The organism is Prosthecobacter sp. (genome assembly GCF_044373815.1).
Lineage (GTDB): Bacteria > Verrucomicrobiota > Verrucomicrobiia > Verrucomicrobiales > Verrucomicrobiaceae > Prosthecobacter.
On record NZ_JBIPNG010000183.1, the window covers coordinates 1 to 11,850 of the forward strand.

The window sequence follows — 11,850 nt, forward strand, 5'->3', positions numbered from 1 at the left end:
GGAGCAGAAGGATCCTGAGACGGGCAAGCCGATCGTGGAACTCATCGTGGACAAGGCCGGCCAGAAGGGCACCGGCCAGTGGACTCTGATGAACGCCGCTGAAAACGCCGTGGTGATCAGCACCATCAACGCCGCTGTGGAAGCACGCATTCTTTCCTCCCAGAAGAAGCAGCGCGTGGCTGCCAGCACGCAGCTCACCGGCCCGACCGTGAACATCACGACGGACAAGGCTGAGCTGGTGAAGAAAGTGCACGACGCTCTCTACGCCTCCAAGATCATCAGCTACGCCCAGGGTCTCGACCTCATCCAGACGATGGGTGCGAAGAAGGACTGGAAGCTGGATCTGGGTCGCATCGCCGCCATCTGGCGCGGGGGTTGCATCATTCGCGCTCGTTTCCTCAATCGCATCACCGATGCGTATCGCACGAACGCCAGCCTGGCCAACCTGATGCTGGATCCGTTCTTCAAGGACGTGCTCAGCACCACGCAGCAGAACTGGCGTGAAGTGGTCAGCATCGCGACGCTGAACGGCATTCCTGTTCCGGCGTTCAGCGCCAGCCTTGGGTACTATGACAGCTACCGCGCCGCCCGCCTGCCAGCGAACCTGCTGCAGGCGCAGCGCGACTTCTTCGGTGCTCATACCTATGAGCGCACGGACAAGCCTGAGGGCCAGATGTTCCATACGGAATGGCCTGAGGTGATTGGCTGAGGTACTTTATGACTCCAGTTGCGGCGCAACTGGGCAACTTTGAAGGCGGCTGGGGAGACCCGGCCGCTTTTTTGTATCCTGAGCGGATCAGTCCAGCGAATGAGGATCGCTTTGCAACTTGCGCAGGGCCATGGCATCCAGCTTGTCCTTCTCGCGCACTGAGTTTTCCTTCCATCCTATCAATGATGCTTTCGACGCATACCGAATCGATAGCTCACGCAGCATCCATGTATCGGCATCGACGATCACATCTGCATATCTCCTCCCGGTCATGCGCGTAAAAATGTCGATCTGGCATTGCTCAATTTCTTCTACGATGCGAATCGCACCTTCGCCTTCTTCAAAGTCAGCGGGTGTGAGTTCAGCAGCAAAACCTTCTCCGTAGCCGCTGAGGGTGGTGAGCAGTAGGCCAATATTTTCAGCACTGTCCTCGATCAGCAGATCCACATCTTCTGTGAAGCGGACATACCCTTGCAGGGTGACGGCAATGCCACCCACCACAATGAACTTAACGCCTCGCTCAGCGAGCAAGACCAACAACTTTTCGAACGAGGGTTCCATCGTCTGGGGGTGGTGACCATTTCCCGCCGCGCAGCATGAGCGCATTGCGCCGAAGCATCTCCAACCGCTGCAATGGCGGCACGCGCGACAGACTGCCGCCCACGCGCTTTTTTAGAGGCTCTGTCATGTCATTCACCATACGTAACATTAAGTGCTTCGGCCAGGATCGCAAGCTCGCTCCGCTCGGCAGATGAGGCTGGAGGTATCCGCCTTTTTGTGCAAAGAAGTCTTCATTGTACTACCCTTCCCCACATGGCTTCCAACCTCACACCTGAATACATCGCCATCCTTCGGAGCATGACCGGCGCGCAGAAGCTAAGCGTCGCATTTCAGATGTACTGGGGTGCGCGGAGGCTCAAGGCGGCGCGGTTGAGGCAGCAGCATCCTGATTGGAGAGAGGAGCAGGTGCAGCAGAGGGTGAAGGAGATTTTTATGTATGCAAAAATGTGAGGGGGACGTTGAGTCGCCATCGATTCAACGAATACACTGGCAGACTGCGGCGGAGGCCGTTGGAAGTTTGCACGTGTTGGCTGAAGCGGTGCGATAGGATCGTGGACGAGTTCGAGTAGGAGGACGAGGACGATTTTGCTTCGGCGATGGGGGTGCGTGGTTGAGCGCGATTGATGTCTTGGGCATAAAAAACGGAGCCCGGCTCTTTCGAGACGGGCTCCGCGTGGGGGGCTGGGTTAGGCTTTGAGCATGCGGGGGAGGACGGAGGCGGGGACTACTTCGTAGCTTGTGGGGACCATGGAGTAGCTGGCGCGGCCTCTTGAGAGGCTGCGAATGGCTCCGGCGTAGCCGAACATTTCGGCGAGGGGGACCTCGGCGAGGATGCCGGATTCGGTGCCGCGGTGGTCGATGCCGGTGATGCGGGCGCGGCGACGGTTGAGATCGCCGAGGATGTCGCCCTGGTGCTCGTCGGTGACGGTGCATTCGACCTGCATGACGGGCTCCAGCAGCACGGGGGCGGCGAGGCGCACGGCTTCGCGGAGGGCTTCGCCAGCGGCCATGCGGAAGGCTTGGTCGTTGGAGTCCTTGGCGTGGAAGGCACCGTCGATGATGCGGACGCGGACATCGACCAGCGGGCTGCCGCGCAGGGGGCCTGCGACGGCGGCTTCGGTGATGCCACGGCGTACCGCGCCCATGAACTGGGAGGGTATGCTGCCGCCGATGATGGCGTCTTCGATGATGAAGCCGCCGCCACGCTCCAGGGGCTGCACGGTGACCTTCACGCGTGCGAACATGCCGGAGCCGCCATTTTGCTTTTTGAGCAAGTGGTCGGCTTCTGCCTTTTGCGTGATGGTTTCACGGCACGCGATCTCGGGTGCGCCGGCGATGGTTTCGACACCATGCTCGCGCAGGAGTTTTTCGCGGATCACTTCGAGGTGGAGCTCGCCCATGCCGGAGATGAGGCACTGGCCGGTCTCCTCATGGGTGCGGACGCGGAAGGTGGGGTCCTCATCGCTGAGGCGTGAGAGGGCCGTGGCCAGACGTGACTGGTCGGCGGACTTCGCGGGCTCGATGGCCATGCTGACGACGGGTTCGGGGAACACGGGGGGCTCAAGCATGATGGCATGATCTACCAGACACAGGGTATCGCCTGTGCTGAAGTTGTTGAGCCCGGTGACGGCGCAGATGTCCCCTGCTTGGACGGTTTCGAGTTCATCGCGGCGATTCGCGAAGACACGGAGCAACCTGCCGCAGCGCTCGGTTTTGCCGAGGCGCGGATTGAGGAGGGGCGTGCCTTTTTGGAGGGTGCCGGAATAAACACGCACATAGACGAGGCGGCCTGCCTGCGGATGACGCACGATTTTGAAGGCGAGCGCGGCGAGGGGGGCATCGATGGCATTCACGCGCTGCACTTCTTCGGGTGCAGGGAGGAAGTCCACGATGGCATCCACCAGCGCGGAGACGCCGATGTGCTTGTAAGCGCTGCCGCCGATGACGGGCACGAAGCGGCCTGCGAGGGTCTGACGACGGATCGCGGCGCGGAGTGCCTGTGCGGGCACGGGGAGGTTTTCGATCCAGAGTTCGGCGATTTCATCGTCGAGGCTGGCGAGAGCCTGGATGAGATCACGACGTGCGGATTCGACGGCGGTGAGCCATTCGGTGGGAATGGATTCCACGGTGAAGCCGGTGGGCGAGTCGGCATGAGTACGCAGGGCGCGCTCTTCGATGACGTCGAGCTGGCCTAGCAATGCGGATTCGGCACCCCAGGGCAGGAGGACAGGCCAGGCGGTGGCGCCGAGCTTGGTTTGGAGTTCGTTGACGACGCGGGGGAAGTCTGCGCCGAGGCGGTCCATCTTGTTGATGAAGGCGACGCGGGGCACGCGGTAGCGATCCATCTGACGCCAGACGGTTTCGCTTTGAGGCTGCACGCCACCGACGCCGCAGAAGACGGCGACAGCGCCGTCGAGCACGCGGAGGGAGCGTTCGACTTCGGCGGTGAAATCGACGTGGCCGGGGGTGTCGATGATGTTGAGACGATGGGGCTGCCCGGTGAAGAGGCGGGTGAGGCCTGCGACGGGCTGCTGAGTCCACGAGCATGGAGCCGCGGCGGAGGAGATGGTGATCCCCTTCTCGCGTTCGATGTCCGAGAAATCGGTGGTGGTGTTGCCTTCGTGCACGTCTCCGCAGGCATGGATGGCGCCTGCGTAGAAGAGAATGCGTTCGGTGAGCGTGGTTTTGCCAGCGTCAATGTGGGCGGCGATGCCAATGTTGCGGATGCGGCCCGAGTCAGTCGTATTGAGTTTCATAAGAGTCAGAGGTTCGATGTGAACGTGCTGCTCCCCGGAAGGATATGAAAAGGCCCTGATGCAGACTGGCGGCAATCAGGGCTCCCGGGGATAGCAGCAATATCTGACTTCTGTCCTCTATGACATAGTCATCCCGAGCCCTGGCCGCAGCCGGGCTGAATGAAATATGATGATGAGGGGGCGTTGTGTCATAGGACGCAGTAGTTCTATAACATACGGGTTGAAAAAGTCAATGGGTGCACCGGCCTCGCGGTTGTAAGTCACTGTGACGCGGTTCTTCCTTGCACCGTGGACCCCTGCGTCGAGCTGAGGACAGCCACGCCCTACCTGCGACAGGCATCAGGATATCCTGGGCGCTTGGCGTCTATATTCCTTCCCCAAGCTTCATGACTGAATAGCATCCGCCGGCAGGAAGGAATCACTTTGGCTGGTTTGTTCCCGGTCACTGCCTTCTTAGCGGCTTCTCAGCCACGGACGCCAGTCACCTGGGCGTTACATCACTCATCGTGGTGAGTGCATCGCCGCTGGGCGACTTCGACTACATCCCATGAAACCCAAGTATTACTCACCAAGGCTGGAGCGCTCGCTCATCTCACCGCTTTATCATGCCGCCAAGGCTGAGGGCGTGCCGATGACCAAGCTCGCCAGTCGTTGGTTGGCGGAGAAACTCGCAGACCATCTCATGCCCCCACAGGAGTCATCCACGCGTGTGATGGAAGAAACAAAACGTTGAGACTGACAGAGGGGCGGCTGGCATCCCCAGCCGCCTCTTCATTTGCCTAAATCACAAGCCCTCAAATGCAGCGCCGACCAATCCCCGCGCACTATCCTGCTGATACTGTTCCGCCGCATCCTGCATCAGGGTCTCAAACCCGGCTTGATCGAGATTCAACTCGGCTGCCATGACAGTGAAATTTTTCCAAGGCACCTGCTGTTCCACTTTGCCAATGTCTTTGAGCAGCATGTATGCAATGGCCTGCAATCGGATGCCCGTTTCTCTGCGTCCGTTTTCCCATGCCACAAATCCGATCTGCGCGAGTGTCGTGGCCTCCCCGGCACGGTCGCCGATGGCTTGCCGCATCTTTATCGAACGGCCAAATTTGTCTCTCGCTCCGGAATAGTCGACTTCGTTCAAATCAATCGTGGCAAGCAGATGCCACGTCGAGGCCTCCCCCGCGCGGTCACCGATGGATTGCAGCATCTTCAGCACGCGGCCCGACTTCTCCCGCGCATCTGCATAGTTCCCTTCCTTCACAGCAATCGTGGCAAGATTGTGCCACGTCGCTGCTTCCCCCGCACGGTCGCCGATTACTTGTTTCATCTCCAGTGAACGGCCAAACTTTAGCCGCGCTGCGGCGTAGTCGCCTTCGTTCAAATCAATCATGGCAAGCTGATGCCATGTCGCGGCCTCCCCAGCACTGTCACCAATGGCTTGCAGCATCTTTAGGGCGCGGCCAAACTTCTCCCGTGCTGCGGCGTAGTCGCCTTCGTTCAATTCAATCGTCGCAAGACTATGCCACGTCACCGCCTCCCCCGAGCGATTGCCAATGGCTTGCTCGATCTCCAGCGATCGACTCAACTTTCCCCTTGCCGCTGCGTAGTCCCCATCGTTCACATCAATCAAGGCAAGCTGATGCCACGCCGCGCCTTCCCCGGCGAGGTCACCGATGGCATGTTTAATGTCCAGAGAACGACCAAACTTTTCCCGCGCTGCCTCGAAGTTGCCTTCTCTCAATTCAATCGTGGCAAGCTGATGCAACGTGGCGGACTCTCCGCCACGGTCGTTATTGGCTTGCCGCATCTCCAGCGCGCGGCCAAATTTTTCCCGCGCCGATTCGTAGTCGCCTTCTCTCAATTCAATCGTGGCAAGCTGATGCAACGTCCCGATCTCCATGGCATTGTCGCCGATAGCTTGACTGATCTCCAACGCGCGACCAAATTTCTTACGCGCCGCCGCGTAGTCACCTTCGTTCACATCAATCGAGGCAAGCTGGTGCCACGTCGCGGCTTCCCCAGCATGATCGCCGACAGCTTCACAACGAGCCATCGCTTGCAGGTAAAGACTTCTGGCTCGCCGCCATTCACTCAAATTCAGCAAGACGTCCGCCAGCATCTTGAGTGTGTATGGGCCAGATGTTTCATCCGCCAGAGGCTCTAACAGGGCCGCAGCAGTCTTATACTCAGCCTCATCGTAAAGATGCCGTGCCATCGACACTGTCGCCCACTCCAGCCGTTCGCGGTCGCCGCCTACTTCGGCATGCTGACGGCAGGCTTGTAGCTCCGCCATGAAGTGCAGACGCAGTTCGGTTCCTCTGCCTGTTTTGAGGCAGGATTCGAAGAAGGCGGCAGCGGCGCGATGGGCCTCAGTAGCCACGTCGGATGGCAACCGGTCGGGATGCACCAGAAAGTTGCGCTGAAGGGGATGGACGGCGTAGAGCAGGGTCTCATGCGCCTCCTCCCCCAGTTGTTGCAGCAAGCCACGCGCGAGCATGGCGCTGGCGGCAGCATTGGCCGTAGATTCATTCAAACCGCCAATGTGAGCAAGGCCATCAAGGGGCACCGGCAGTTCTACCAGTGCCAGTCGGCTGAGTGCGAGGCGGTGCTCCGGTGCCAGCGCCTGGTAGAGTTCGGGGATAAAGATGTCTGCCAGATACTTCTCCCGCAGTTCATTCAGGGCATCGTCGCCATCTGCATCGGTAGCGGACTCCAACTGCTGCTGCAGTTTGCTGATCTCAACGGTTGCGAGCACATCTGCCGCAGGCTTGATGAAGCGTGGGGTGCCGCCGATTTTGCGGTGCAGCAGGGTGAGAAACTCACGCGAGATGTCACCCGCAGCCATGCGCTCCACCACGCGTTCATGGCGGGTCAGGCACTTGATGAACTCCGCCTCGGAGAAGTCTGGCAGTGGCTCATGCACCCGCCCAGGCTGGGTGGCATCAATTCCTTCCGGCACATAGCGGCAGGTCAGGATGCAGCGGCCCGCGCCGGTAAGGCGACCGAAGAGCGAATCCAAAAACTCAGCCAGCTCAGCATTGGCCCAGCATGGGGCGGCCGGCGGCAACGGCATGAGGTCTTCCAGATTGTCCAGCACCAGAAGAATGCGCGACTCGTTGAGAATCTCCACAGCCAGCCGCAAGCGCTGCGGCAGTGGCTGACGGCCATCATTCAGCATCTCATAGTCCGCCTGCTGCCCCAGCCGCTGGCATGCATTGCCGATTTGCTGCGCCAGCAGCAAGGCAAAGTTTTCTGCGTTCTGGCGTCTGGCTTTGAGTACGACAAGCCGAAAACCTTCGAGCTGGCAGCGATTGGCGAGGCGGGTGGCAAGGGTGCTTTTCCCAGCGCCACCCATGCCGGTGAGGAGCAGGATATGAAAATCAGCATCGCGCAGACCGGGGCGCAGGCGCTGAAGCAGACGCCGACGGCCCACAAAGCCCTCCCGCAATCCCACGATGCCATCCCCCAGCAACTCGTAGTGGATGCCTGCATGCGGCACCTTTGCCAAGGGCTTGGATTGATCAATCAAAGCATCGGTGGCATCTGCCGCGAATAGCTGCGCCAGGGCGAATGACGCATCGAAATAAACGGTGTCGTTCACTGTGACGTGAGCGTTTGCCAACAGCTCGCGTCGCGCCGTAGCCAAGGCGGCATCCACCGGACGGCCAGCGGCCAGTTCATGGTAGAACTCACGCGCAAAATCCGTCGCCAGCCCGTCTGCCACACTGGCACCCCAGCCCAAGGCAACGGGCACATGGCCGGCAGTGGTCAGCGCCTGACACACACCAGCCGATGCGGCCCGCGCGGACTGACAGCCACTGACGAATACAAGACGAACTCCACGATTAGCGAACAATTGCTCGGCCATGCTCCTGGCATCCCGTGGGTCGGAGTTCCCGCGCTCATCCTCGAAGGTAAAATAACCAATGCCGTCCTGCACGATGCCGTGGCCTGACAAGTGAACCACATGGGGCTGGACCTCCGAGATGAGATTCCGCAGCTCATCAAAGGTGGCGGCTTCGGCGATGCTGAGATGAATCTTGTTTCCCAGTTTGGCTGCCAGCCGCAGCATGGCTTCTTCTTCCCGCTCATAATCAAGACCAGTTTGATCAATGGGGGCACAGGCCGCGAAGAGAATGCGTAAGGGCAGCGCCACCTGACCGAGATTCGGTGCTGCCAATGTCTCACGCGTTGTTCGCCGGATGGCCCAGCGGCCATCCGCGACGAGGAATGCGCTGGTGGGAGAAGGCAGCAATTCCCACGGCAGGTTGAGCAGCGCAGGCGCGGAGGAGGAGATGAGCAAGGTGCCGTCTGAGGAACTGATGTCCTGCTGCATATGGTCCCACAGGGTGCCTAGCAGGGTGTTTTTGAGCAGATGGCCCAGGTCACTCAATGTGACGGGATCTGCCAGGGGACGCTTGCCGCCTTCGAAGGATTCGGTGAGCGCCGTGGTCTTTTTTAGCAGCGAGTCAAAGACAGCTTGTTCTGCGTGAAACTCATGAGTGCCTTGCGGCGAGCCGAGGGTGGCCTGAATTCAACCTCGTCGGTGTGTCGCAGGTGAATGATCAGGTTAGGCATCTGTAACAGTCATCATAGGTGAGACGCGGCAAACTTGGCAAAAGAAATCCCGTTTCATATTTGCATTTTACAGGGGGCATTGAATCTTGATCCATGGCTAAACAATCCTCTGCCTCACCTACCCGCATCAAGATCGGCGGCGTCGAGATGGTGCTGCGCCCGCAGACACAGAAAGGCACTATTCCCGAAGATCGTCTGCGCAGGGCAGTCCTGAAAGCAGTCGCAGCGGAGCAACCATCCAAGAAAAGCGCAAAGTGAAATCAAGACGCGGTCGCGACTATCAGCGACAAGTCTTCATCAACTGCCCTTTTGATGGTGAATACCTGCCGCTGCTGCGCGCCATCGCCTTCGTGCTCAAGGTCTGTGATTACGTGCCGCGCTGCGCCTTGGAAGCTGACAGCGCCACTGAGGTGCGCGTCGAAAAGATTCTTCGCATCATTGGGGAGTGTGGGCTGAGCATCCACGACATCTCCAGAACACAGCTGGATCGCAAATCGAAGCTGCCGCGCTTCAACATGCCCTTCGAGCTGGGCTTGTTTCTTGGAGCGGCAAAACTGGGCGGTACACGGCACCAGAAGAAGGGTGCCCTGATTTTGGATGTCGAAGCGTATCGCTATCAGAAATATCTCTCTGACATCGCGGGGCAGGACATTCGTGCGCATGGCAATGATCCAGGTGCCGTGATCGGCCACGTCCGCAACTGGTTGAACACGCATAGTCCCGCCAACCTAGTGCTTCCGGGCAAAGCCGCACTTGTGACCCAATACCGTCGTTTTCAGAAACAACTGCCCGTCATGCTGAAGGATCTCCAACTCAAGGAGACCGAAATTTCGTTTGTGGACTGGTCCAAGCTCATCGGAGTGTGGCTCGAAGCGGTGGCCAAAGTGTGATCATCGACTGGAAGTGTAAAGGCCAGCACCTCATGCGCCTTGTTATCGACATGAAGTGTGGTTGGGTGCGGACATGAAAACATCTTTCGTTCCTCTGCTGGTTTTGGGTTTCAGTCTGGCAGTCGCGGCGGTGTCGCTTCAGGCGGCGGAGGGGGATTTGAAGAAGGCGGTTTATTGCCATGGGTTTAAGGAGGATGATCGGTCGCCGAAGGATGTGGCGGAGTTTTTCAAGCCGGATGAGACGGTGTTTCTTTCGATCGAGCTGAAGGGGCGGCCGAAGGCTGGGGTGGTGGCGGCGAAGTTTATGTTTCGCGAGGATCTGATGGCGGAGGCGAAGGTGGATGTGGCGACGGTGAACAAGGGGGTGATCTTCTCGTTTGGGGAGGACACGTTTGTGAGCTTTGACATGAAGACGAAGCAACCGATGCCGGTGGGTGCGTGCTACCGGGCGGATGTGACCCTGGATGGTAAGCCGCTGGGGCAGTTTCCCTTCCGTGTCGCGCCGCCGAAGGAGGCGATTCCGAGCAAGCTGCTGAAGGCCGCGCTGGCCAAGGGCGCGGACGAGGACCACAAGCCGGTGAATGAGACGCATGAGTTTGACGGCCTGGACAAGGTCTTTCTGGCGGGCGTGGGCAATCTGGGCCTGTCGTCATGGCTGGAGGCTACGTGGCTGGTGAATGGCAAGGTGGATGACGAGGGCACGCGCAGCTTCACCATGAAGGAGAACAAGGAAAACGTGCCTTTCCATTTTGCCTTCATCCCGGCCGGTGGCTGGCCTGCGGGCACGCATGAGGTCTCACTGCAACTCGACGGGCAGGAGGTGGCGCATGAGAAGTTCACGGTGAAGGTGGGCGCGCCGATGGCCGGAAAGACGAAGCTGGCGCTCGACTCCTCGCAGTTGTTTCGGGATGACGGCAAGGGCGAGCCCGGCAAGGAGGTGAAGTATTTTACCACTGACGACACGGAGCTGCATGCGCGGTGGAATCTGAAGGAGAAGGCGCTGGCCAAAGGCGTGCAGTTTGTCTGGGTGCTGGTGGAAGTGGAAGGCGAGAAGAGCCAGGAGCTTGCGACGGCGGATGTGGAAGCGGCGGTGAGTGATCAAATCGACTCTTCGCTCACGGCGAAGGAGGGGCTGCCGGTGGGGAAGTATCGCGTGGATCTGGTGCAGGATGGGAAGGTGCTGGATGCGAAGGTGTTTGAGGTGAAGTGAGGGGCTGCATACGCGCACCTCTGCTGCGAAGCGCGGACTTCAGTCCGCTGCGCTCCACAAGAACCAAGGCCTCCGCTTTGGCCCTCTACGAGCGGTGCGCATTGAATGCCGAAGCAAAGTTATCCTCGGATCCAAGGGGATGATGGATGACTAAGAGTCTGGCTCTGCGGCGGGGTGCTGCGGAATAAATTCCGCGCTCCGTAGAGCTCACGGCTGAATGATGCGGGCGCCGCGCTGCCAGGTGATGTAGGACCAGACCCAGTGGAGGAAGACGATGGCGCGATTGCGCATGCCCATGAGGAAGAGGAGATGGACGAAGAGCCACATGAGCCAGGCGAGCATGCCGCGTAAATGCATGCCGGCAAAGCTGACGACGGCGGCACTGCGGCCGATGGTGGCCATGGTGCCTTTGTCGAGATAGGTGAAGGCTGAGCGGGGCACGGACATGCCCTCATTGAGGATGGTCTTGGAGATGAAGTGACCCATCTGAATGGCGGCGGGACTGACGCCGGGTACGCGGACGCCTTTGGTGTCTGTGAGCGCCACGAGATCGCCCGCAGCGAAGACTTCGGGATGACCGGGGAGGCTGAGGTCTGGCTGGACCTGGATGCGGCCGGCGCGATCCAAGGGCACGCCTGCGAGTGTGCGTGTGATCCCGCTGGCCTCCACGCCTGCGGCCCAGATGACGGTGTCTGTCTCGATGCGGTGGTCACCGGTGATGACATAGCCTGCGCCGACTTCTTTGACGGGTGAATTCAGATGCACCGTGACACCCAGGTGCTCGAGATGCTTGCAGGCGTAGTCCGGCAGTCCGCCGGGGAAAGTCGCTAGCAGCTTGGGGCCGGCCTCGACGAGATGGACTTTCGCCAAGCTGGGATCAATGCGCCGGAAGTCTTCTTTGAGCACCTGCTGTGCGAGTTCGGCGAGCGAGCCCGCCATTTCCACTCCGGTGGGACCACCGCCCACGATGACCATCGTAAGCAACCGCGCGGTTGTCTGGGGATCATTCGAGCACTCCGCCTGCTCAAAGGCGAGCAGCACCTGTTTGCGGATTTTCATGGCATCATCCAGGCTCTTCAGGCCCAGCGTGTGCGCGGCCCATTCATCGTGGCCGAAGTATCCGGTCTTGGCCCCGAGGGCGATGACGAGGTA

At 59.8% G+C, this 11,850-nt stretch carries 9 protein-coding genes and 1 pseudogene; 6 read left to right on the forward strand and 4 right to left on the reverse strand.

Features of this window, described 5'->3' with window-relative positions:
• Positions 1–709, forward strand: a pseudogene (locus ACIREA_RS15705) (NADP-dependent phosphogluconate dehydrogenase); the annotation flags it as partial.
• 87 nt (positions 710–796) lie between these two features.
• Here ACIREA_RS15705 and ACIREA_RS15710 read toward each other — a convergent pair.
• Positions 797–1,270, reverse strand: a complete 474-nt coding sequence (locus tag ACIREA_RS15710; protein WP_397383238.1) for a nucleotidyltransferase — start codon at positions 1,268–1,270, stop codon at positions 797–799.
• Positions 1,271–1,522: 252 nt separating this feature from the next.
• Here ACIREA_RS15710 and ACIREA_RS15715 point away from each other — a divergent pair, with 252 nt between their 5' ends.
• On the forward strand, positions 1,523–1,720 hold the full coding sequence (locus tag ACIREA_RS15715; protein WP_397383239.1) for a hypothetical protein: 198 nt from the start codon (positions 1,523–1,525) through the stop codon (positions 1,718–1,720).
• A 236-nt stretch (positions 1,721–1,956) separates the two neighbouring features.
• Here the strand turns inward: ACIREA_RS15715 and fusA are convergent, their stop codons facing one another.
• Positions 1,957–4,026: an elongation factor G gene (fusA, locus tag ACIREA_RS15720; RefSeq protein ID WP_397383240.1), complete on the reverse strand. Its 2,070-nt coding sequence runs from the start codon at positions 4,024–4,026 to the stop codon at positions 1,957–1,959.
• Positions 4,027–4,573: 547 nt separating this feature from the next.
• On the opposite strand from fusA, the gene ACIREA_RS15725 reads away from it, so the two are divergent.
• Positions 4,574–4,759, forward strand: a complete 186-nt coding sequence (locus tag ACIREA_RS15725) for a hypothetical protein (RefSeq protein WP_397383241.1) — start codon at positions 4,574–4,576, stop codon at positions 4,757–4,759.
• Between the two features lie 51 nt (positions 4,760–4,810).
• Here ACIREA_RS15725 and ACIREA_RS15730 read toward each other — a convergent pair whose 3' ends face one another.
• Positions 4,811–8,413, reverse strand: a complete 3,603-nt coding sequence (locus tag ACIREA_RS15730; RefSeq protein ID WP_397383242.1) for a tetratricopeptide repeat protein — start codon at positions 8,411–8,413, stop codon at positions 4,811–4,813.
• 278 nt (positions 8,414–8,691) lie between these two features.
• Here ACIREA_RS15730 and ACIREA_RS15735 point away from each other — a divergent pair, with 278 nt between their 5' ends.
• From ACIREA_RS15735 to ACIREA_RS15745, 3 genes are all read left to right on the forward strand, one after another.
• Positions 8,692–8,856 (forward strand): hypothetical protein, encoded by a 165-nt coding sequence (locus ACIREA_RS15735; RefSeq protein ID WP_397383243.1) that lies wholly within the window; start codon positions 8,692–8,694, stop codon positions 8,854–8,856.
• On the forward strand, positions 8,853–9,488 hold the full coding sequence (locus ACIREA_RS15740; protein ID WP_397383244.1) for a hypothetical protein: 636 nt from the start codon (positions 8,853–8,855) through the stop codon (positions 9,486–9,488). Before ACIREA_RS15735 ends, ACIREA_RS15740 begins: the two co-directional genes overlap by 4 nt.
• Positions 9,489–9,561: 73 nt before the next feature.
• A complete protein-coding gene (locus ACIREA_RS15745; RefSeq protein ID WP_397383245.1) occupies positions 9,562–10,698 on the forward strand; it encodes a hypothetical protein in 1,137 nt (378 codons plus the stop codon).
• A gap of 207 nt (positions 10,699–10,905) precedes the next feature.
• Here ACIREA_RS15745 and ACIREA_RS15750 read toward each other — a convergent pair.
• Positions 10,906–11,850, reverse strand: a 945-nt coding sequence (locus tag ACIREA_RS15750; protein ID WP_397383246.1) for an NAD(P)/FAD-dependent oxidoreductase, incomplete at its 5' end; no start/stop codon positions are given.

What these genes read in the sequence shown, in the direction of transcription:
- ACIREA_RS15715 (WP_397383239.1), top strand. Translation starts at nt 1,523, where the DNA reads ATGGCTTCCAACCTCACACCTGAATACATCGCCATCCTTCGGAGCATG.
- ACIREA_RS15745 (WP_397383245.1), top strand. Translation starts at nt 9,562, where the DNA reads ATGAAAACATCTTTCGTTCCTCTGCTGGTTTTGGGTTTCAGTCTGGCA.
- ACIREA_RS15710 (WP_397383238.1), bottom strand. Translation starts at nt 1,270, where the DNA reads ATGGAACCCTCGTTCGAAAAGTTGTTGGTCTTGCTCGCTGAGCGAGGC.
- fusA (WP_397383240.1), bottom strand. Translation starts at nt 4,026, where the DNA reads ATGAAACTCAATACGACTGACTCGGGCCGCATCCGCAACATTGGCATC.
- ACIREA_RS15725 (WP_397383241.1), top strand. Translation starts at nt 4,574, where the DNA reads ATGAAACCCAAGTATTACTCACCAAGGCTGGAGCGCTCGCTCATCTCA.
- ACIREA_RS15735 (WP_397383243.1), top strand. Translation starts at nt 8,692, where the DNA reads ATGGCTAAACAATCCTCTGCCTCACCTACCCGCATCAAGATCGGCGGC.